Annotated in this window: 14 protein-coding genes; 13 read left to right on the plus strand and 1 reads right to left on the minus strand. The window is 39.6% G+C overall.

Translation table 11 applies throughout. The annotated features are described in order from the left end of the window. Positions 1–50 precede the first annotated feature (50 nt). The 13 genes from MKY20_RS07610 (at position 51) to MKY20_RS07665 (ending at position 23,301) form a co-directional block, all read left to right on the plus strand. The gene (locus tag MKY20_RS07610; RefSeq protein ID WP_019383175.1) at positions 51–2,426 is read left to right on the plus strand and encodes a M14 family zinc carboxypeptidase; all 2,376 of its coding nucleotides are present in this window, start codon (positions 51–53) and stop codon (positions 2,424–2,426) included. A gap of 298 nt (positions 2,427–2,724) precedes the next feature. Then, entirely contained in the window at positions 2,725–3,339 is a 615-nt protein-coding gene (locus MKY20_RS07615) for a serine/threonine protein kinase (RefSeq protein ID WP_009331618.1), read from the plus strand. Positions 3,340–3,411: 72 nt separating this feature from the next. After that, positions 3,412–4,056, plus strand: a complete 645-nt coding sequence (locus MKY20_RS07620) for an SDR family oxidoreductase (RefSeq protein WP_009331617.1) — start codon at positions 3,412–3,414, stop codon at positions 4,054–4,056. A gap of 462 nt (positions 4,057–4,518) precedes the next feature. Continuing rightward, positions 4,519–5,865 carry a cytochrome ubiquinol oxidase subunit I gene (locus MKY20_RS07625; RefSeq protein WP_009331616.1) on the plus strand — a complete coding sequence of 449 codons (1,347 nt, stop codon included), beginning with the start codon at positions 4,519–4,521 and terminating at the stop codon, positions 5,863–5,865. Next, a complete protein-coding gene (locus tag MKY20_RS07630) occupies positions 5,862–6,887 on the plus strand; it encodes a cytochrome d ubiquinol oxidase subunit II (protein WP_019383177.1) in 1,026 nt (341 codons plus the stop codon). The genes MKY20_RS07625 and MKY20_RS07630 overlap by 4 nt, the downstream gene beginning before the upstream one ends. A gap of 12 nt (positions 6,888–6,899) precedes the next feature. Next, a complete protein-coding gene (gene cydS / locus MKY20_RS28665; protein WP_019383178.1) occupies positions 6,900–7,001 on the plus strand; it encodes a cytochrome bd oxidase small subunit CydS in 102 nt (33 codons plus the stop codon). Positions 7,002–7,410: 409 nt separating this feature from the next. Further along, entirely contained in the window at positions 7,411–8,316 is a 906-nt protein-coding gene (locus MKY20_RS07635; RefSeq protein WP_251156298.1) for a GGDEF domain-containing protein, read from the plus strand. Next, on the plus strand, positions 8,306–9,211 hold the full coding sequence (locus tag MKY20_RS07640; RefSeq protein ID WP_251175036.1) for a response regulator: 906 nt from the start codon (positions 8,306–8,308) through the stop codon (positions 9,209–9,211). The genes MKY20_RS07635 and MKY20_RS07640 overlap by 11 nt, the downstream gene beginning before the upstream one ends. 26 nt (positions 9,212–9,237) lie before the next feature. Then, positions 9,238–10,248, plus strand: coding sequence for a HEAT repeat domain-containing protein (locus tag MKY20_RS07645; protein WP_251266888.1), 1,011 nt, complete (start codon positions 9,238–9,240; stop codon positions 10,246–10,248). An 8-nt stretch (positions 10,249–10,256) separates the two neighbouring features. Beyond that, a complete protein-coding gene (locus MKY20_RS07650; RefSeq protein WP_019383182.1) occupies positions 10,257–11,681 on the plus strand; it encodes a glycosyltransferase family 2 protein in 1,425 nt (474 codons plus the stop codon). Then, on the plus strand, positions 11,630–14,857 hold the full coding sequence (locus MKY20_RS07655) for a hypothetical protein (protein ID WP_251266889.1): 3,228 nt from the start codon (positions 11,630–11,632) through the stop codon (positions 14,855–14,857). The genes MKY20_RS07650 and MKY20_RS07655 overlap by 52 nt, the downstream gene beginning before the upstream one ends. Before the next feature lie 781 nt (positions 14,858–15,638). Then, on the plus strand, positions 15,639–22,415 hold the full coding sequence (locus tag MKY20_RS07660; protein WP_341000858.1) for a Cna B-type domain-containing protein: 6,777 nt from the start codon (positions 15,639–15,641) through the stop codon (positions 22,413–22,415). A gap of 310 nt (positions 22,416–22,725) precedes the next feature. After that, positions 22,726–23,301, plus strand: coding sequence for a class D sortase (locus tag MKY20_RS07665; RefSeq protein WP_251175042.1), 576 nt, complete (start codon positions 22,726–22,728; stop codon positions 23,299–23,301). 100 nt (positions 23,302–23,401) lie between these two features. Here MKY20_RS07665 and MKY20_RS07670 read toward each other — a convergent pair whose 3' ends face one another. Further along, positions 23,402–24,517: a response regulator gene (locus MKY20_RS07670; protein WP_251266891.1), complete on the minus strand. Its 1,116-nt coding sequence runs from the start codon at positions 24,515–24,517 to the stop codon at positions 23,402–23,404. Positions 24,518–24,546 lie beyond the last annotated feature (29 nt).

A 24,546-nucleotide genomic window follows, 5' to 3' on the forward strand; every position in this document is an offset into this window, starting at 1 on the left:
ATAAAACCTATCTCATAAATATACAAAACTATTGCATCTGGAGGTACATAATGAATAAAAAGAAAGCTTTATCAGGAGTTTTGGCAGCGGGTATTTTGGCATCTGTTCCTTTAAGTGCTGCTCATGCGATCAGCCCAAAGTGGGTCAATGTTAATGTGTCAGAGGAAAAGGAAGGAAGTTTATTCAATAGCGAAAACTATGACTTTATGAAATTCTCAGTAATAGGGACAAAACTTGCAGAAATTGAAAAACAGTCTAATAGAGTGAAGGTGGAGGTAAAAGGTACTTCCGCGGATGGATACCCTCTATATGTCGTGACCATTGCAGATCCGGGTGCTCAGGGCAAGTTCGGTAAAATTCAGGCCTTAAGAAAGCAAATGTTCAAAAATCCGGAGAAAGCCCAGGATTGGATTGCTGATAACCCGGACTTTAAAGTGCCAATCATGATCAATGGGTCGATCCATGGGACAGAGTTTGTGGGAAGCGATGCTGTGATGCAGCTTATTGAACGTTTTGCCACACAGAATGACGAGGAAACAAAGGAGATTCTGGACAATAATATCCTTATTTTTAACGTGGTGCAGAACCCGGATGGCCGTGTGGATGCGACCCGTTTTAATGGCGAAGGAATTGATTTGAACCGTGATTTTATCACGCAATCACAGCCTGAAACGCAAGAAACCGTGTCTCTTATTAAAGAGTGGAATCCGATGGTCTTCCTGGATACTCACGGATATGTGAAAAATTATGCACCAAACAAACAGGGTTTGATTGAACCTTGTACACCTCCGCATAATCCTAACTATGAATATGATTTATATCAAAAATGGGCTAATCATCAGGCAGAAGCAATGGAAGCAGAAATTATGGGAGACAAGGCTCTTTACACAGGCACCCTGTATAAAGAAATGGATGGTGCATATATTCCGCAGCGGGATGATTCCGCCGGCTGGGACGATTATCCGCCAATTTTCACCCCGATGTATGCCATGTATCATGGTGCTTATGGCCATACCCTTGAAGCTCCGACAAATGACGAAGACGGCGTCCGCTGGATGTACAATGCCATTATGGGAGCACTGAAATATTCAACCGATAACAAGGAAGCAATGATTACAGACCAAATTGAAATGTTTAAGCGCGGCATTAATTTTGATCATCCTTTTCATGAAGAAGGGCATTTCCCGAAAGCATATATTCTTCCAGTGAATGAGGAAGATCCAACCGCAGTAAATAAGGCTGTTAATCATTTAATTAAGAATGATATCGAGGTTGTTCAGGCGTCAAAAGCATTTGCAGCAGACGGCAATTCCTATCCAAAGGGCACTTACATCGTTCCAATGGATCAGGCAAAGGCAGGTCTGGCAAACACCATGCTGTGGGATGGTGAGGATATAACAGATGATACACCGGCCATGTATGATATTTCTGCCTGGAGTCTTCCAGAACTATGGGGCTTTGAAGCAATCGCTGTTCAAAATGATGTAAAGGCAGCGGCAACAAAGGTGAATAATGTGAAAGAACAGGGTTCACTAAGCGGAAAAGGGCCATTTATTATTCCGAACAGCTCAGTGAAAGCAGTTCAGCTTGTGAACGAATTGCTTAAGCAGGGGGTTATGGTTAAACGAGACAGCGAAGGAAACTTCTATGCTGAAGGATCAGCAAGTGCTATTTCAGCGGCTGTTAAAGAGTCCGGCCTAGATATCATGTCAGGAAGTGTTCCTGCAGATGCAGAGACAATTAAAGAAATGAGTGTAGGCATTTTAAAAGATGGAGGGATGAACAAAGCGCAATCTCATTCAGGCACGAAACTGGCTCTTGAGAGATTAGGCTTTAGTGTAACGGAATTGACTCCAGCGGAGGTTGCAAATACTGGCCTTGCTTCCCATGATGTCTTTGTTTACAGTGGAACGGAAAATTTAATTTCTTTGAATTTGAGTAATGCCAATAAAGAATTTGGCCTTAAAAATCAGGAAGAACTGGCTGCATTTAAAGCAAATGTAGAAAAGTTCGTTTCTGAAGGAGGAAAATATATTGCTGTAGGTGCCGGTGCTTCCCGTGCAACAAAGACCCTGGGCCTGACAGATGATATTATCAATACTGGAGGATCCAATAGCAACGGAATTATTAAGGTAGATTATAAAGGCACTGGCGCAACAGCAGGCTACAGTAGAGATGATCTTGGATTCGTTTACCGTCCAGTCTGGTATACGGGCACAGAGAATGATGACGTGCTTGCAGCCATTGCTGATGAAGAAAACTTCTTCGTAGCGGGACACTGGAAAAACCGCAGTGCTGCACAGGGCCAGGCCATCATGGTGAAAGAGCAGGATAAGGATGTTACACTAATTGGCCTTGAAGCCGGCTTCCGTGATCATACTGATTACCTCTTCCGATTGCTTTCAAATTCTATTTTTGAAAAGTAAAGTCCCCTTAGGGAGTACCCATTCAGTTTCGGGAGGAACGTATCATTTGACTAATGGATGATTGAATCATATAATTAAGTTAACAAAATAGTTCGGATTCTTCCTGAAGGGGAGTAGCTGTTAAGTAGAGTCGTCAATACGAGATGATAAATCTCCGGCTTTACTGGCAACACAACGTTGCTTGCGAGACCTTTACCATTAATTTGGTAAGGTCTCTTTTGTTTAAAAGGCACTGAGACCAATAAATGGTTCAGTGCCTTTTATTTTTAGGGGAGAGTCTGGAACAGGGAGGTTTAAAATGAAACCATATCAAAAGCTTGCAGAAAGTGTGAAATTTTCCAGGAGCCTTAATTGGACCAGACTTCTTGAGAAAGATGACAGCTTGGAATTTATAGGAGCAGGAAGAAGTGCATTTGCCTTTAGGATAAAAGGAACTAATCTTGTATTAAAAGTATTTTTCCCTGAGTTTAAGAAAATTGCCAGGGAAGAGGCGGAAATTTACAAGGCGCTCCCTGACCACCCATATTACCCATCTCTGTATGGGTCTGGAGATAACTATATTGTGATTGATTATGTACAGGGTTTGACTCTCTTTGAATGTCTCGCAAAGGGAGTCCCGATAGAAGAGGAGAAAATCAGGCAGATAGATGAGGCTTTAAAGCTTGCGAGGGAAAAAGGGCTGAACCCTTCGGATATCCACTTGCGCAATATTATTCTTACAGATGATGGCCATATTAAGATCATTGATGTTGCCCGATTTAAACAGACGAAGAATTGTACACAGTGGGACGACTTGAAGCATGCATTCTATAAATTTTACAGAAAAAAATATTTTCCAAAGAAGATTCCTGTATTAATCATGAATACGATTGCGGCTCTTTATAAAAAACGGATTGTCCGGATGGGTTCCTAAACAGTTCATTTGATATAGCATTTTTCTTTTGAAATAATAAATATCACAAAAACACAGAAAGGGGCGGTATCCATGAAAGTTCTAATCGTCGGAGCAAACGGACAAATCGGAAAGCAGCTGGTAAAGCTTATTAAAGAAGAAGATAAACATACAGTACGAGCGATGATCAGAAAAGAAGAGCAGGCCCGGCAGTTTGAAGATATGGGTGTTGAGACGGCAGTTGCAAGTCTTGAAGGAACGGTTGATGAATTGGCTGAAGCTGCCAAAGGCTGTGATGCAATTGTGTTTACTGCAGGTTCAGGCGGACATACAGGCTATGACAAAACTCTGCTGATTGACCTTGATGGAGCTGTAAAAACAATAGAAGCGGCGGAGAAGGCTGGTGTGGATCGGTTTGTTATGGTCAGCGCTATTCAGGCGAATAATCGTGATAATTGGAGTGAAACGATCAAGCCTTATTACGCGGCAAAGCACTATGCCGACAGAATTCTGGAAAACAGCAGCTTGAACTACACTATCGTTCGTCCAGGCGGCCTGACAGATGAAGCCGGAACCGGCAAAATCAAAGCAGCAGAAAATTTGGAGCGTGGCTTCATTCCCCGTGAGGATGTAGCCAAAACCCTGTACGCTGTCCTGGATAAAGAGAACACCTATAAACGTGCATTTGACCTGGTATCAGGTGAAGAAGATGCAGAAACTGCAGTGAATAATTTATAACTCTTGCCCGGTGTGTATGCACCGGGTTTTTTATTGGCAAAATCAAGTATATATTGTGCCGTTTAGAGAAGATTAAATTATAAAACACAGGTGTCTGCCCATAAGAAAAGGGTAAAAATTATATTGCTTATGGCTATTTATACGCCAAAACACATATAAGTTACAGGCATTGGAAATTCCAATGTCCTTTTCGTTTTAATTGCTTCTCAAAAGGGAATAGGAAGCTGTAAAAGGAATTACATAACTTTCACATTTTCCTCATATAAATGTTGTTTAAGTGTCACAGCTTTTAGTCCGGAACTGGGGAATAATGTGATGTAGTGAGCATTCTGGAGGAGTGAACGAATGAATGTATAAAAAACAGGAACGCATATTAATGTGGCTTGCTTTTACAGTGGCTATCATTATGGGGCTTTCTTTTATTGGCCGCATTTTTGCAGGATAGGAAAAGGAGAATGTTAAATGGGAAATGAAGAATCTGTCTTTTTCAGCCGTGTCTTAACTGAGCTGACATTATCCTTCCATATCATTTACGCAACCATTGGTGTTGGCATTCCGCTCATGATTATGATTGCACAATGGGTGGGGATAAAAAAACAGGATGAGCATTATATTCTGCTCGCGCGAAGATGGACGCGCGGTTTTGTCATTACGGTGGCAGTCGGTGTTGTTACGGGCACTGCCATCGGCCTGCAGCTTTCATTGCTGTGGCCAAACTTTATGGAACTCGCAGGCAATGTCATTGCACTGCCTCTTTTTATGGAGACATTTGCCTTTTTCTTTGAAGCGATTTTCCTTGGGATTTATCTGTATACGTGGGATCGGTTTGAGAATCAGAAGAAGCACATGCTTTTATTGATCCCGGTTGCAATTGGGGCTTCATTTTCAGCTATTTTCATTACAATTGTAAATGCTTTTATGAACGCACCTCAGGGTTTTGACATTGTGAATGGGCAGCTTGTAAATATTAACCCGATACTGGCGATGTTCACTCCCGCCATGCCAACGAAGGTAGCGCATGTGCTTTCAACAGCCTATATGACATCAGCGTTTGTTCTGGCATCAATAGGAGCCTTTCGCCTTCTAAAAGGATCGAATCATATCTACCATAAGAAGGCATTACTGCTTACAATGAAAATCGGATTGATTTTTTCGATCGCTACAGCGGTAATTGGTGATTTCTCCGGAAAATATCTCGCAGAATACCAGCCGGAAAAACTGGCTGCCGCCGAGTGGCATTTTGAAACAAAAGAAGGGGCACCGTTAATGCTCTACGGGGTCCTTGAAGACGGTGAAGTGAAATATGCGATTAAGATTCCTTATGCACTCAGCATCCTTGCGCACAGCAATCCAAATGCAGAAGTTATCGGACTCGATCAATTTCCAGAAGATGAAATTCCGCCGCTTTATATCCATTACCTGTTTGACCTGATGGTGACTATCGGCATGTGGATGACGGCACTTTCACTCATCTATGTCTTAGGCACCTGGTTTAAAATGCGGTTTGTTAAGTCGAAATGGTTCCGCTGGCTGATCGTTCTGGGCGGCCCTTTATCCATCATTGCGATTGAAGCAGGCTGGTGGTTTGCGGAAGTGGGCCGGCAGCCGTGGATTCTGAGGGGTATCATGCGTACTGAAGATGCGGCAACCTCAAGCGGCCAAGTAGACTTAATGCTTCTTCTGTTTGCAGGCTTATATCTCGTGCTGGCAATCGGAAGCATCATTGTCCTCACTAGAATGTTCCGCAAAAATCCTGTCGAACAGGAATTGGCCGACCGGGAACTGGAGAAAGAAGGTGAGCTGCGATGACTCTTGAGATCATCGGAATTTCCGTCTTATGGCTATTTCTATTTGGTTACGTCATCGTTGCCTCGATTGACTTTGGAGCAGGGTTTTTCAACGCATACAGTCTATTCCGCGGTAAGCAGCATATTTTAACGAGAATCATACAGCGTTATTTATCACCGGTTTGGGAAGTTACAAATGTGTTCCTGGTGTTTTTCTTCGTAGGCATTGTCGGATTTTTTCCGAAAACAGCCTACTATTATGGAACGATCCTGCTGGTGCCGGCAAGCATTGCAGTAGTCCTTCTTGCCATCCGCGGTTCTTATTACGCCTTTACCACATACGGAGGGCTAAGACAAAAAAGGTGGACCTACCTGTATGGGCTCTCAGGTCTTTTCATCCCAGCTTCCCTGTCCATTGTCCTGACCATTTCTGAAGGCGGATTCGTTAGTGAAGGATCAGCGGGACTGGAGCTTGACTATTGGGCATTGTTTACAAGTCCTCTTACGTGGAGCATTGTTGTGCTGAGTTTGGCAGCAGTATTATATATATCAGCAGTGTTCCTGACGTGGTATGCCAATAAAGCAAACGATGAACCAGCTACTGAGCTGCTTAGAAAATATGCCCTTATATGGGCGGTGCCTGCTATCGTAACAGCGACAGGCATTATTGTCGAATTGCGGGATCACAATCCTGAGCATTTCAGCAGATTAATGGACCTATGGTGGCTGTTCGGCATTTCATTCATTCTGTTTGCAGGAACTGTTTATCTAATATGGAAGCGAGAAATGTACGGACTTGCATTCGGGCTCTTGGCAGGGCAATTCCTTGTGGCGTTCTTTGCCTACGGAATCTCGCATTATCCGTACCTGCTTTATCCATACCTGACCATTTATGACGGCTTTACAAACGAAGCTATGGCCATCGCCCTGATCATTGCCTTCATAGCAGGACTGGGATTGCTCCTGCCGTCCCTTTATCTGCTTCTCAGGCTGTTCCTTTTCAATAAAGACTATGTTCAGGGAAAGCGGGACGATCATGCATAGGAGGGAAAACTCATGGCGGAATTTGTGATGTTTTATGCGCCGTTTATTGTGATCATTGCTTCCATTGCCGCGGCTTTTTGGCTGGCGGGGAAGGATGAGCGGATAGAGGAGTAATTAGTACGATTCAGCCCTAAGCGGGCTGTTTTTTTTTGCCAATGTATACTTGGAAACCTTCTCCTTTTATAACATAAACCTGTCATCATTCAGTGATTTACTAGGATTCACCTAATTGACTCTATCTAGAGCTAGTCTAAATCCTGATGACTTATATTATAGACACTGCTAATAAAAGAGATAGATGAACGGAGGAATGCTTGCAGAAGCGTTTTAACTATTGGATTCTAATCTATGTTCCGCCATTTGGAAATAAGGAAAATTAATCAAAGGCTTCGATGCATTGATAACCGTCGAAGTCTTTTTTATGCCTTTTGAAACACAAAAATATATTGTTTAAGAAATTTGTAAGAGCGGACCTTTACTATAAGTAATGCTTACATTTTTATATGATAGCGGGAGGTTTTTCATGTGTTTTGAAAGTTTACATAAAGGTAAGCTAGCATGGCTTAGTGAATTTTCACAAAGTGAAATGATGAATTGTTTACTCTCTATTTTAGACATTTATAATGTGGTTTTTATTGATACAAAGGGAAAATTTGTGAGATATAACCAGCAATTTAAAAACTTTATTCAGAGCGGCGATTATCATTTTTGCGATCAAGGTTGCATAGCGGAGATTTTTAAAGAGTTAAATGAGCAGAAGCTATTTGACTCCATACTATCCAATGTAGAAGATAACGGGATATGGTCGGGGAAACTTCTCATTAATTTCAGCGGTTTTCCCCAGGTACAGGTCCATATTTCGCGTGTAAATGGAGATCAGCTTCATGATCCAATATACATGTTTTTATTTTTCAAGGACGAAGTAAAAAGTGCAGAAGAGAAATGGAAGGAGCTTGCCTATACAGATGAACTGACAGGACTTTCGAACTGGAGGGAATTCCGGGAAAAGTTTTCCACTATCAAAAAAGAAAGAGAGTCGTTCGGGCTCTTATTTATTGATATTGACAATTTTAAAGAAATAAATGATCGGCATGGGCATATTGTAGGAGACAAAATGCTGCGGTTATGTTCCAATAGGATTAAAGAAGTTATAGGTCTAAATATGCATGCTTTCCGAAAAAGCGGAGATGAATTTCTTGTCCTCGTCGAGGAAGTAGAGAAGACAGAATATGTAGAGAAAAAAATAAAAAGAAGCTTATCTGGCGATTTTCTAATAGGGGAATCTGTGGTGAGTGTGAGTGTGAGTATTGGGCTAAGTACTTACCCAGCATTGGGAAAAGATGAGGAAACACTCATTCACCATGCAGATATGTCGATGTTTAAAGATAAAATGAGAAAAGTAGAAAGAGGTATAAGTTGTGGGGATTAGGCAAGAAAATAAGACGGGATTAATAATTGAAGAGATGCAGGCTGCTCCAATCTTCAATATGTTAACTGCTAATATTATAAGATCAAAAGCACCTATTACAGCAATTTTCTTAGGCGTTTACAAGGAATCAATATTGCTTGAGGGAGATTTGGAAGCAATTGAAGATGATATAACATCATACCTTAATGCTCAAATACGTCAAACAGACATGCTGATAAAGTTATCCAAGGCATTTCAATGGTGTGTTATCTTACCCCAAAGCAAGGAGGAAGAGGCAAACGCCTTTTTAAGCCGTCTTTTCCAGGGAGTTCAAAAGGAGAATGATTGGTTATTTCAGGTGCATCAGCTAGCGTTTTCAGCAGGTGTGATAGAAATAAGAAACAATGAAATTAATTATGATGAGTTAATGCTTATTGGGTACAGATCACTTGAAAGATCCATAAGGCTAGGGGATTGGAATATAGAATATATAGAAGATTTCAAAGAAACAGCCCCTGAGGAAATAAGGGTTAGCATTCTCGAAGAAGATGAAGTTTTCAGCCGCATTCTAAATATGAGTCTGGAAAATCTTCCATTGAAACGGGTGGATCTTAATATTAATACGTTTCAAGATGGCTTGGAATTCCTTGAATCAGACTGGCATTCATCGAGCCATACTCATTTAGTTATAATGAATGATATTTTGCCCAGAAAGAACGGGTTTGAGGTCCTATATAATATTCGAAGATGGCCTAACAATAAACGATTTATCATTTTTATGCTTACGAAAAGAACTACAGAAGAAGATATGATTTTTGCCTTTGAGAATGGAGCCGATGCGTATTTAGCCAAGCCGTTCAATATCCGTTTGTTTGAAGCACAGGTGAAAGGGACACTGGAAAGATTATGGAAATGATAAGGGTATCGATAGGAGTGCTGGCGGTGTTCATAATTATTATGCTGCTGGTTTTAATTTGCCTGGCATTTTATATTGCAGTTCAATATGAGAAAAAACAAGCTCTAATAACAAGGAAAAACGAATACTTAAATGAACTATCAAGTGTCTGGCATGATTATTTGGTTAAAAGTAAGGAAGCTGATCTTGCAAAATTAAAGCCCTCCAACAAAGAAGAATACGAGATTACAGAAAAAATACTTCTATGCTATGTGAAAAACTTATCTAATAGTGAGATTCTGTTGAAAATTAATGGTTTTGCGAATGAATTTCTTACAGACTATTATGCGCTTTTATTGAGAAGCCGTAAATGGAGTCTAAGGATGAATGCTTTATACAGAACAGCTGACTTTAAATTGGAAACACTGATTGAAGAATGCCATCTGCTTGAGCAAAGGAAGTGTACACCAGAGGAAATACATCAAATCTATAAAATATACTCAATCATGGATTTTGATTCTTTAGTGGAAAAGTTACAAGCAAATAAAGACACATTCACTGAAATAGAATACAGTAGACTGCTAACCTTTATTTCTGATAAGGATTTAAATCATATGGTTACTTTATTTGAAGAGTTCCCATACAAATGTCAGTTAGCGATTGTAAATGCACTTGGTCATAGAAGACTGCAGGAATATGTTTCCTTTTTTGAAAAATTGATTTTGCATACAGATCCAGAAATGCGATTACGCTCTTTAAAAGCTATATTCGAAACAGGGTGGGTTATCGACATTGAAAAATATCTGCATTTTGTGCATTCGGATATTTGGGAGGAAAGGCTGCATGTCACAAAATTATTGGGCCGTCTTCCACTGGAAGATTCGTACTCATATCTCCAAAAATTGCTTAAGGATCAATCTTGGAAGGTACGCTCTGAAGCGGCCAATACTATCGGGAAAATTAAAGATGGGAAAAAAATGCTAATAGAGTTCGTGGACACTTCCAGTGACCGTTATGCTATTGAGATAGCGAATGAAATAATCAGGAAAGGAACGTAAGGAAGAAAATGGAGAAATTTACCGAAACAATAGGACTGTTCTTCGGGAGCGCAATCCTTATTTACATGCTAATCGTTATTTTTGCTTACACTTTTATGCTCGTAATTGCCTTTATCCATATCCGTAAGCATTATTTGCTTGATAAAGAGGAAGCGGATGAAGAAAACTTAAGCAGTATTAATATGAAGCCTATCTCCATTATTGTACCTGCTTATAATGAGGAAGCAGGAATATTGGATACAGTTCATTCCCTGCTTTCCCTTCGATTTCCTCAGACTGAGGTTATTATTGTTAATGATGGTTCCACAGATAGTACTCAGAACAAACTAATCCAGGAATTCAAATTTCTTGAAGTAGAAAAAGTCTACAGGCAGGAGCTTTCTACAAAGCCCGTTAAGCGGATTTTTCAATCAGCCGTCTATCAGGGGGTATGGCTGATTGAAAAAGAAAATGGCGGGAAGGCTGATGCTTTAAATACAGGCATAAATTTTGCAAGGTTCCCTTACTTTTGTTCGATAGACGGAGATTCCATTCTTAATGAGAAATCGCTCCTCAAGGTCATGAATCCAATTATATCATCAGATGGTGAAGTTATAGCTGCTGGCGGGAATGTCAGAATTGCAAATGGCAGTATTGTTCATTCCGGCACTGTAAGAAAAACACAATTAGCGAAAAATTCCCTTGTATTAATGCAGGTAATTGAGTATTTGAGAGCCTTTATGATGGGAAGGATTTCATTCAGCAAGTATAACCTGGTTCTAATAATCTCCGGGGCATTTAGTGTGTTCTCCAAGGAATGGACCGTCAAAGCTGGAGGTTATGCTGCAAATTCCATCGGGGAAGATATGGAATTGGTTGTAAAGCTCCATCGATATTTAAAAGAAAATAAATTAAAGAAGAGGATAGAATTTGTTCCTGATCCTGTCTGCTGGACTGAGGCTCCAGAAAAACTTTCAATACTAAGGAAACAAAGAAGAAGATGGCATCAAGGCCTAATTGAAAGTCTCTGGAAGCATAAACGTATCACTTTGAATCCAAAGTACGGCGCAATTGGAATGGTTTCCTTTCCATATTTCTGGCTTGTAGAATGCCTGGGACCGATTTTTGAGTTAGGCGGATATCTTTATATCATAGCAGCCTTTTTTCTGGGGGAGATCTATTTTGAATTTGCTGTCTTATTGGCCCTCTTATTTATACTTTATGGGAGTGTTCTTTCTATTGCTTCCCTCCTGCTGGACGCATGGAACAAAGATGTTTACCCCACAAAGAGCGACCTCTTTCGCCTTATTTTTATGTCTTTAACAGAGGTTTTCTGGTATAAGCCGCTGACACTTTTATGGCGGATGGAAGGACTTATGTTTTTCATAATTAGAAGAAAAGAATGGGGAAATATGCAGCGGATCGGACATTCTTCGAAAGGACAATCAATATGAAGCGTTTTTATATAGCTGGGGTTTTTCTGCTGATACTTTGTCTGCTGCCAATTATATGGTGGCAGCTTGAATCACATAAAAACGTTAAAATTGCAATTCTTGACAAGACGGTGCCAAGTGAATCATACCGAGAACATCAGGGATTGACCTGGGTCTTAAATTACTTGAAGTACGGAAATGATAAAGGAAAAGCTATACATGCATCTGAGGATTACTTCGGTTTCAGGCCTAAAGAAGACAAGAGGAGCTACAAGGTCAAGAATTTTCCAAGCCATTATTTGGATTATGATATTATCTATGCAGCTGATACTTATGGTGTGTATGAAGATGATCTTCCATGGCTTGATAAAAAGAGAAAGGGTGCTCGGACCGGACAAATTTATGGAGGTCTGGAAGAAAGTGAATGGAAGTCAATTTTAGAGAGACTTAATCAAAAGGAAAAAAGCTTATTTATTGCTGAGTTTAACACCTTCGCCTCACCAACTAAAAAAGCAGTAAGGGAATCTGTTACGGAATACCTTGGGCTCGATTGGGGCGGCTGGACTGGAAGGTATTTTGAAGAACTTGATCCTGACAAAAATGAAGAAATCCCCAAGTGGATATTGGATGAATATAGAGATGCATGGAAGTATAGCGGTGCAGGCTTCATTCTTGTCAATGATATCGACTATAAAGTAATCGTACTGGAAAAAGATAAACATATAAATGAAGGCGGCATAAAGTTATCTTTTACTGATAATGGAACTAAACTGTTTGGACTTAAAGATAGTCCAGAGTACAAGTATTGGTTTGACATTGTTACGCCGAAGGGCACGGCCGAAGTTCTGGCAAATTACCAGTGGAATCTTACTAACGAAGGTAAGGCCTTACTTGAAGAAAACCGGATTCCATCCCAATTCGCAGCTGTTCTGGCAAATAAATCTGGAAGTGCATTGAGTTACTATTTTGCTGGTGATTTTAATGACATCGAACGAGTGCCTTCATTTTACGGGATGAAATGGCTGGATGCTGCATATCAGTTTGGGCACAAATATTCAGATGAAGCATTCTACTGGTCAGCTTATGTTCCCATGATGAAAAATATTCTGAGCCATTTCCCCGATAGTAATGAAATTGAAAAGTCTAAACCTGATAGTCTTCAATATAATGCAAGAGTTAATAAGGATGCCTTTGAGGTGAACAAAAATGGGAAATGGATTGAAATTCCCATAAAAGGTGTCAATTTAGGAATGGGGAAGCCTGGGCATTTTCCTGGAGAAGCGGCCATTACAGAAGAGGAATACTATCGATGGTTCGAAATGATAGGAGAAATGAATGCAAATAGCATTCGAGTATATACACTTCATCCTCCTGGGTTTTATCGCGCCTTAAAACGATATAATGAAGAGCATAAAGAGAAATTATACATTTTCCATGGTGTGTGGATGAATGAAGAGAAATTAGAGGAATCAATGGATGCATATGAGGAAGATAATCTCCGCGATTTCGAGAAAGAAATGAAAAAAATTGTGGATGTCGTTCATGGCAATAAAATAGTAGATCAAGAGCCTGGTCATGCTTCAGGGGCCTATCAGGCAGATGTGTCTGAGTTTGTAATTGGATGGCTGATAGGAATTGAGTGGAATCCGTATATGGTTGAAAACACAAATAAAATTCATAAAGGAATGAGGGATTTTAAAGGAGAGTATTTCCAAACAAAAGATGCAGAGCCGTTTGAAGCATGGATTGCCCAGCAGATGGAAACGATTGTCCAATACGAGAAGGATAAATATAATTGGATTAGACCGCTTAGCTTCACAAACTGGGTTACTACCGATATTCTTGATCACCCGGCAGAACCTAATGATCAAGAAGACCTTGTCAGTGTCAATCCAAATGTCATTTATACCAAAGGTGATATGAAAAAAACAGAACAGTTTGCCTCATACCACATTTATCCATATTATCCTGATTTCTTTAATTATGAAGAATCCTATCAGTCTTATAGAGATCATAGAGGGGAAAATAATAGCTATGCTGCCTATTTAAATGAACTGCATCAAGTGCATAGGCTCCCCATTCTGGTGGCGGAATTTGGTGTGCCAGCTTCGAGAGGCTTGACACATGAAAACCCTTTCGGATGGAATCAGGGATTCCTCTCTGAAAAACAGCAGGGGGAAATTGTCAGCCGTTTATATGAAGATATTATGGCCGAAGAGTTACTCGGGGGTATGATTTTTACCTGGCAGGATGAGTGGTTCAAACGGACGTGGAATACTATGGACTATGATAACCCTGACCGACGGCCGTTTTGGTCCAATGCTCAGACAAATGAACAGCAATTTGGTCTCTTGAGTTTTGACCGGAACAAGATCCGAGTAGATGGAAATACAGAAGAATGGGAGGATGAGCCTCTTTACAAAGGAAATAAAATTAAAGAGTTATACGCTGATCATGATGAAAGGTATTTCTATTTGAGAATGGAGCTCGATGCTGAAAGTAAAGGCTATCCTATGATTCTGCTCGATATCATACCTAATCAGGGAAATCACTTTATCAATGGCCGTGATCTTCCTGGCTTCTCTAATGGTGTTGATTTTATCGTGAATTTGAATGAGAACGAATCCAGAATAATGGTGGATGATTATTATAATCTCTTCAACTTCCAGTACGGTCATCAATTGGAGATGATCCAACCGAAACCTCCATTACCTGCGAAAAATAGCGGGAATTTCTCCCGGATTGAATACGTATTAAGCAGAGAGCTTTTTATCCCATCTCAAAACCGTAAAATAGACTTTAAAAGCTATGAGACTGGCAAGCTGCAAGCAGGAAATGGAAACCCCGAAGCAAAGGAATACGATTCGCTCGCAGATTATACTATTGCAGAGGATGGCATAATAGAAATGAGGATTCCTTGGCTCTTATTGCAGGCAAAAGATCCGAGCCAAAAAGAGTTCATGGCTGATGTCTATTCAGAAGGACTAGAAGGAAGCGTAAAGATCGATCAAATATATGTAGGCGGACTCTATTTTGATGAACAGCACAACTTAATAGATTCCGTGCCTGAAATAACCAATGGAAACCTGGAAAAAATGAAGGAATATAAGTGGGAGGCATGGGATATGCCTCTTTCGGAAGAAAGGCTAAAGCAGTCCTATTATTTAATAAAAACGTTATATGGGAATTACAAATAAAAGTTCAGAGGGCTTTGGCCTTCTGAACTTTCTTAATCCAGGAGCATATTGTATAAGTCTCTTGCTTGTGGGCTGGTTTCCTCTTCAAGCAGCTTTTCATAGCTATGATAGGTTCGTATGGCTTCTGAAAGCCATCCTATTTCAGCAAAGATTCGTTGTAAGCAAAGATCCTATCATAATTGAACGGATACCTATGACAAAATAATGAGTTAATACCAATTTCTTTTATGTAATAAAAGATAATAATTTAAACGGCCTAACCATGAAGATATTCATCCAAAATGAAGTTTTTATGATATTCCCTGCTGCAGAAGGACAAGTCTCCTCCCAGTTAAAGAAAACTAGCCTGATAATTCTAAAATCAGGTTTGTACTTTATAAAAATGTCACTGATGTTATATTTGATTAACCTACCTACCCCTCCTCGTATTTTATACGGTAACACAATTCCCTATTCTCATTTAAATTACAAATTAAAACGTTAAGAGAATTATTTTTTCCCTGCTAAATGGGGCGATTAATTAATAGCTTAGCAAGTTAGCTATCATAGTTCCATCTTTTTAGGTTTGTGTCCATCATTATTTATTTTTAGAGGGCACGTGAAAAAATGTTTATTGTTAAGAAAATGTAAAGAGGAAAATAGTAACTTTATTTAAGTTGCTATGGGGGATATTTCCTCGATTGACCAAACAGAATCCTTTAGTTTTTTCTTATTTCCCTGTAGTTAATAAGAATAAAGCATCATAGGTTGCTTTAAAAAATTTAGGGAAGGAGATTTTAAAGTGTCAAAAAAAGTAAGCATTATTATGTTCATTCTTATTCTAGTTTCTCAGACTGTACTAAGCGGGAGCGGACTTTCTTACTCAGCAGTAGCAAGTGAAGCTGCACAAGGATTTTTGACTGATGTTAATATGACGGATGATAAAGGCAATCTTATAGATTCTGAGAGGAACCCAGATTATCAGTCAAATGCGGAAACTGCTGTAAACGTAAATTATCACTGGAGTTTAGAGGGCTTGAAGGTAACAAGCGGAGATACATACTCGTTTAAAATACCTAAAGAGATAAAAATCCAAAATGAACAGCAAGGGAAACTAATTGCAGCTGATGTTGAATTAGGATCCTTCTACGCAGGAACAGACGGAGCGGTTGTCGTCACATTCTATGAAGAAGTCGAGAATTATGCAGGAACTGAAGGAATGTTTACTATTAAAACATTCTTTAGTAGTGACATGATTAAAGACAATGAAACGGTTTCCATTCCTTTCGCTTTATCTGCAAAGGAAAAAATTATTAACGTTGCTTTTCAAGTGGATCCCATTTCAGAAAATAATCAACAACAAGATGAAACTCCCGCAAGTGTGGAATCTGATGAAAAGACTGAAGCACACACTGGAGATTTAAAAGATGAAGTAAAAGTTGAAACAGATGCAGAGGCTGCAGAGGAAGAGCAAACAGAGGACAAGGTGCCAGTGCTTGAAAAGTCTACTAAAGAGGAGAAAATAGAAACAAATCAAAGTAATCTATATGAACCTGTAGAAATTCAAGAAAATATTATCACTGATTTTGAATTGACATTAAGAGACGGCACTCCTTTGCCAGATCCCCTTCCAAATCCAAACGAACATGATATCGAACTTAAAGCAAAGTACTCATTTGCTTTAGCGAATGACCATACTTATAGGGCTGGATCAACCTATACGTTTAAACTCCCTGAGCAATTAACAGTGTATAACCAGGCTAGCGGTAAACTCGGAGAATACGGCACATTTACAGTATCGACAGATGGTACAGTAGTTTTTACCTTCAACGAAAATATTGAAGCCCATTCAGATATTGATGGCTGGATTGAAGTATATTCGCTAATTGATAGACATTTAGAAGGCGGCACGACACAGAAAATCGTTGTTCCGATTAAGGGTGAAACTGTAAAAGAGTTAATCCTGAATTTTGAACCTAAAAATGGAAACTCAATCGACAAAAGAGGAACACCTAATCAAAAGTATAACGCCTCGTCCATTGCATGGGAAATTGACTTTAATAAAAACCAGGATGTTCTTGCAGGAGCACAACTGCTGGATCCTATCGATGATCCAAATCAGGAATTCATTGCTGGTTCGATAAAAATTTATAAATTAGACGTTCAATTAAATGGATCGGTGAACCTTGGAGAAGAAGTTACAGAGAAATATAAAGGGACATTCCCTATTGACTTTGGAAACATTAATAGAGACGCATACCGAGTAGTATTTGATACCAGGATAACAGACAGTGAGGCAACAAACTATCAAAACCATGCCACCATTAAGTGGAAAGATGGGGAATTGTCTGCGGGTGCAACTGTAAATGTTGGCCGCGGGAAGGCATTAGAAAAACGGTCAAGCCATTACGATTCAAAGTCACAAACTATTACTTGGGAAGTGAAATATAACTATAATCAAAAAGAAATCTCTAAAGACGAAGCTGTGTTGACAGATATCTTTGGGGAAAATCAAGTTTTAGTAGAAGACAGCTTTGAAGTACGTGAAATCACGATTAATCCTGAAACAGGTGCCGAAGCAGGGGAAGGCGAAATATTTAATAATTATTCTATTACAAAGAATGGGAATAAAGGATTCCAGCTTCAGTTTGGGCAAGACATTCAGACGGCATACAAAATCACTTACAAAACAAAAGCTGATGAACGGGTCTACGAAAACAGCACGGTGTCTAACAAAATAACGGCGAATGGAAAAGAAGCGACAGGCAGCCGTACAATGATTCAAGAAGTTTTCCATAAATACCATTACAATCAACATACGGATTACAATAACAAAACCACCCGCTGGGGAATCTCGTTCAATAAAGACAGCCACACAATGGAGAATGTCACATTGACGGACACACTTCCAAAAGGGTTGAAGCTTGAGAATTATACCATTAAACATGGCGGGGAAGCCTTGGTTAAGGATGAGCATTATGAATATAGCTACAATGAAGAGACAGGTGAAGTAGTATTTAACTTCACAGGACTAAACCCTGTTACAAAAGAAGTATATATCGAATACACAACAAGCTTCGATTTTAATATGATAGATAAAGATAATGAAAGCTTTACTAATTTGGCTAAGCTGACTTGGACTCCTGAAGGGGAAGAAGAGCAGCGGAGTGAAGAACGGAAAGCTACATTCACACCGAACAAGAACACTCAGCTGAACGGTTCGAAGAGTGGTTCTTATAACGCTAAAACTAAAGAAATTACTTGGACAATCGGGGTAAATTACAATAACCGTAACATTAAAGAAGCGATCGTCGAAGACTTGATTCAAGGTAATCAAAACCTTGATTTAGGGTCGATAGAAGTCTATCAGATGTTGGTCCAATCAAATGGTAATTGGTCGAAGGGTGAGAAGTTATCTTCAGATCAATACGGTAAAGAAGAATTTGAGTCAGAGGGCAAGCCAGGTTTTCGTGTGAATTTAGGAGAGATCAATAGTCCCTATGTAATTGAGTTCAAAACCAATCTTGCAGGAGAATTGATAGTAAATCGGTACAATAATGAAGCGCTATTGAAAGATGGAGCAGCAGATTTTCCTTTGAACGCTCATGTATCGGTCGCGAATGGCGGAACTTACACTACAAAAGATGCTGCACAAAACGGACAGAATGAGGAAGTTCTGAATTGGTCAGTCCGCATTAACGCTGCGCAATCAATGATTGAAAACCCAAAATTGATTGATCGTCCAAGTGCTAATCAGCTCATTTTAAAAGATTCTTTTGTTCTCTATGGAACAACTGTACATGAAAGCGGCAGTTTCACTAAAAATACAGAAGACATTTTAAAAGAAGGAACGGATTACTCCATTGAATTTAAGAAGGATGAAGAAGGAAAAGAATACTTTGAATTACTATTCTCAAAAACAATAGACCGTCCATATATTTTGGAATATGATACGTTCCTGATGGCGGGGCATGGAGAAGAAGTTAGTAATCACGCACTCATAGAGGGAAAGAATATCACAACAGAAAAGACAGACACTAAAAAGCAACACATTGTTCGTTATTCTGCCGGTGATGGAGGAGCTAGCGGTAAGGTTGGTAAGCTTACTATTAAGAAAGTAGATGCAGCGACTGAAGAGCCTCTCCAAGGAGTAGAGTTCACCCTCTTCGATAAATCAGGAACGATTGCTCTTTTCACTGAAAAAACCGATTCAAAGGGAGAAATCACATTCGATCAATTGCGATTTGGTGATTACGTCTTAAAGGAAACGAAAGTACCTGAAGGGTATGTAAGTTTTTATGTAGATGGAAAAGTCATTACCATTGATCAAGAAGTGAACAGCCCTGAGGATACAGGCAATATCCATAAAGTTGAAAATCATCCAATTATCTATGCAGTTCAACTTACAAAAGTGGATGAAGCTAACCCGGATACCAAGTTAGAGGGAGCTGCATTCGAACTTCAAAAACAAGTAGATGGAGAGTTTGTCACCATTACCGATAAAGTCTTGACTAATAACAAAGGCATCATCTACGTGGATGATCTGACTCCTGGTAAATATCAGTTCATCGAAAAAACAGCGCCATATGGTTATCTCCTAGATAAAAAGCCTGTGCTTTTTACTATTCAGGAAGAGGCAATTGAAGTTGTGGAAGTCACAGCTGCTAATAAGGCAATTGAAATAACGTCCATTAAAGGCCAGAAGGTATGGAAAGACGAAGGCCCATCTGAACGTCCTGAAAGCATCTATGTGGATTTACTTCAAAATAATAAGGTTATAGAGACACTGAAAGTTTCTGAAGATTCTCAGTGGTCTTATAGTTTTAATGATCTGTTGAAAACAGATTCACTAGGCAATGCTTACAAATATGCTATTAATGAGCATCCAGTCCCCGGTTACGAGTCCATAGTCGATGGCTATGACATTACGAATCTGCGCATTGGCAAGACGTCCGTCGAAGGCGCGAAGATATGGAAGGATGACAATTCGCCTGAACGACCAGAATCAATCATGGTGAACTTGCTCCAGAACGGTGAGGTCATCGACAGCCGAGAAGTCACATCTGAAACAAACTGGACATATAGCTTCACCGGCCTGGAGAAGTATGATCTGGAAGGAAAAGCTTACGAATACACAGTTGAGGAAGAGCCAGTTAAAGGTTACGAGTCTGCAATCGATGGCTACGATATTACGAACCTGCGCGTCGGTAAGACATCGGTTGAAGGTTCTAAGATATGGAAGGATGACAATTCACCTGAACGACCAAAGTCAATAACGGTAAACCTCCTTCAGAATGGGGAAGTCATCGACAGCCAAGAAGTCACTGCAGAAACGGACTGGACATATAGCTTCATCGACCTGAATAAGTACGACGAGGAAGGGAAAGCTTACCAGTATACTGTAAAGGAACTGCCCGTCCAAGGCTATGAATCTACAATTGAAGACCATAATATCACGAATGTCCGCACAGGAAAGACAGCTGTTGAAGGAATAAAAACATGGAAAGATGGAAACTCCAAAGATCGTCCATCTAAAATTAAAGTGAATCTCCTTCAAAATGGGGTGGTCATCGATACGCAGGAAGTAACAGCTAAGACAGATTGGACATATCATTTTACAGACCTGGAGAAGTATGATCAGGATGGAAAAGCATATAACTATACTGTAAAAGAGCAAGGGGTCCCGGGCTATGAATCAAAAGTTGACGGGTATAATATCACGAACACACGCTCAGAGCAAACCTCCGCTGTTATTACAAAGGGCTGGAAAGACGATAACTCTGAAGACCGTCCGGAAAGCGTGACAGTGAAACTTCTTCAAAACGGCAAAGTTATGAAGACAGTTGAATTGAAGGCAATTGAAGGCTGGACATATAAGTTCAAGGATTTAGAAGCATATGATGAAGATGGTATTGCTTATGAGTATACTGTCGAAGAAGAAGCGGTTGAAGGTTACGAATCCAAAGTAGATGGTTATGACATCACCAATGTCCGAGTCGGCAAAACTACCGTAGAAGGCTTAAAGACATGGAAAGACGATAATTCCAAAGACCGTCCGGTAATGATCAAAGTGGATCTTCTTCAAAATGATAAAGTTATTGCTACTCAAGAAACAACTGCTGAAACGGACTGGAAGTTTAGCTTTACGGACCTTGAGAATTACGACGAGGAAGGGAAAGCTTACCACTATACTGTAAAAGAACAGCCGGTTCAAGGCTATGAATCTACAGTTGAAGACCATAATATCACGAATGTCCGCACAGGAAAAACAACAGTTGAAGGAACAAAAACATGGAAAGATGGAAACTCTAAAGATCGTCCATCCAATATTAAAGTGAACCTCCTTCAAAATGGGGTGGTAATAGATACACAGGAAGTTACAGCCAAGACCGATTGGACATATCAATTTACTGACCTGGAAAAGTATGATGAGGATGGAAAGTCATATAATTATTCTGTAAAGGAGCAAGGAGTTCCGGGCTATAAATCAAAAGTAGACGGGTTTGACATCACGAACACACGTTCAGAGCAAACCTCCGCTGTAATAACAAAAGGCTGGAAAGACGATAACTCTGAAGAACGTCCGGAAAGCGTAACAGTGAACCTCCTCCAAAACGGTAAAGTTATTGAGACAGTTGAATTGAAGGCAAGTGAAGGCTGGACATATGATTTCAAAGGTTTAGAGGCATATGATGAAGATGGTATTGCTTACGAATACACTGTCAAGGAAGAAGCAGTTGAAGGTTACGAATCCAAAATAACTGGTTACGATATCACCAATGTCCGTATAGGCCAAACATCTGTAGAAGGAACAAAGATTTGGAAAGACGATAATTTCAAAAATCGTCCGAAGATAATAGTAATTGATCTTCTGCGGAATGGTAAAATAATTCACACGCAAGAAGTGACTGCTGATACTGGCTGGAAGTACAGTTTTCCTGATCTAGAGAAGTATGATCAAGAAGGTAAAGCATATGCTTATACAGTCAAGGAGCATCCTGTTAAAGGTTATGAATCTATTATTTCCGATTATAATATCACCAACAAGTTAATTCTTGGCACGGTTGAATTGACCAAGGTCGATAGTGACAATCATCAGATTAAGCTTGAAGGGGCTGTATTCAAGCTGCAGGATGCAGAAGGCACGACTCTGAAAGAGGGTCTTACCACAGATTCAAACGGGAAGCTTGTTATCGATGATTTGAAGCCGGGTAATTACCAGTTTATTGAAACGAAGGCTCCGGAAGGTTATGAACTCGACCCGTCACCTGCTTCCTTTACAATCGAAACAGGACAACACGATAAAGTGACGGTTATAGCAGAAAACCATAAAAAACCTGAAAACGGAGCCCCAGGGGTTGATAAGCCGCAAGGTCCGGCTGATCTACCTGGGAAACCTGATACAACAAAACCAGCAACACCCGGCACACCAGTCAACGGAAATGGTCAGTTAAACTCCAATACTGGCAATATATTGCCGGATACGGCTACTTCGATTTTTAATTCTGGGCTGATAGGAATCCTTCTCTTGTTGGCAGGATTGCTTCTCACAGTTCGAAGGAAAAAGAAATTAAGATAAACAGGAAGGCTATCCTCTACGTATCACAAAGAGGATAGCCTGTTTGCAGATTATCCTCATATTCATATTGTCAAGTTCTTCCTAAAAGATAACCAATGGCATTGAACTCAAAATACACGGTAGACGTATTTTAAAAGTATCTTTCAAGAAAATCAGCATTATTCAGAGGATTGCTTTTTATGTTTCTGAACGATAAACTGTTAGACTGCAATTTGAAAAACTTACAAAATGGTTAGCGGCAGACAACTTGGGACTTAACATTTCCAAGTTGTTTTAAATACCGGTAACAAAAATGGAAGGAAAAGATAGGATGAAAAAAGCAGTCAGTACCCTGCTAATAATTACAGGCGCATTGATATTAACGATCTCCATCTGCCAATTTTACCAACAAAAAGTAAGTACAAACAAAACTCTGGAAAAAGCACAGCAGCTTGTCTTCAAAAGTGATGGACGGGCAAAGATGGTGGATCAATTTTCCCCAAAGGAAAACGATGTCATTGGAGTTTTGAATATCCCTAAATTAGAAAGGTCTTTGCCAATTATAGAAGGAACAGATGAGGAAATCCTGGAAAAAGGTGTAGGACACTATTCATCCACCGTGTTCCCAGGTCAGGATGAACAAATTCTCTTATCTGGTCATCGAGATACGGTATTTAGAAAGTTTGGAGAGCTGGAAATAGGAGACCGTTTAATTGTGGAAATGACATATGGGGAATTCGAATACGAAATAAGGAAGACGGAGGTTGTAGCATCTGATAATACGACGGTGATAGGCCCAAAAGGAGAGGAAGTTCTGACAGTTTCGACCTGCTATCCGTTCTCCTACATCGGTTCTGCACCGGATCGCTATATCATTTACGCCTATCCTGTGAAACAATTGGAATAGAAGACATGCTAGGTTAAAGCAGTCTAATTATATACCTAAAAGAGGCTATATCTTGGGAATATAGAGAAAAGTTCAGAGGGCTTTGGCCTGCTGAACTTTCTTAATTAAGCAGCTTTGAATACAAATCTTTTATTTGAGGGGCAGGGCTTAATGCCATTTCCTCTTCCAGCAGTTTTTCGTAGCACTGATAGGTTTTAAGGGCTTCTGACCACAAGCCTATTTCAGCAAAGATTTGAATAAGATTAAGTACTGCAAATTCTGAATATGGTTCGACTTTCTGGTAAATTTTTAAGTATGATATTGCTTTATTTAAATCTGTGCGTTTTGTCTCCTTAATTGCCGCTGTCAGTATATGGAGCAGGGTTTCCTTGTATGTTTCTGAATATTCATAAACCCACTCATATGCATTTATTTCTAAAAATGGTCCTTTATATTTTTCGATTGCTGATTCAATTGTTTTAAAGTCCAGAGCTTTACTATTCAATATATCCTTGGCCAATTTATTAAATTCATCAGCATCAAAAAGTACATTATCAAGCATCAAACAGTAGCTTTGGTTTATAAAGCTAATTGGATTTGAAATGCCCAGCCCAGAAAAGGTTTTTCTTAAATGTGACAAACACGTGTGCAAATATGTTTTTGCATTTTTATAATCATGCTCTGGCCAGAGTTTTTCTATGATGATGTCGCGGTGAACATACTTTCCCATATTTGCAGTCAGGAATGCAAAAAGCTCCTTGGTTTTTGCTGTCCTAAATCGGAGTGGCTTCTCATTGAAGTATACTTGCAGCGCACCAAAACAATAAATTTTAAGGATCGGTTTGGTTTTGTTAACAATTGCCTTTGACTGTGACTGAGTTCGGGTTTTCAGACGCTTAACCGTTTTCTCCAACCTTTTGGCTGTAACCGGCTTTAGGAGGTAATCGATACTTTCAAGTTCAAATGCATTGACTGCGTAGTTTGTATGTCCCGATACAAAAACAACTTGGGTTGAAGGGTAAGAAGATAAAATTTCCTGCGCAAGTTCAATACCGTTTATGTCTTTCATTTCAATATCCAAAAATATTGCATCAATAGATTCATTTTTTAAATCATCAAAAACATTCTCGTGTGTAGTATAACTTCTGACAATTTTGATATCTGGGAAAATTTGCAGTTTTTTTTCAAGGGCCAGCAATGAAAGCTCTTCATCATCTATAATGATTGTCCTTATCATATTTGCCTCCTTACTTATAAATTTCTAAG

It is taken from the genome of Cytobacillus sp. FSL W8-0315, assembly GCF_038002905.1.
Classification (GTDB): Bacteria; Bacillota; Bacilli; order Bacillales; family Cytobacillaceae; genus Cytobacillus; species Cytobacillus pseudoceanisediminis.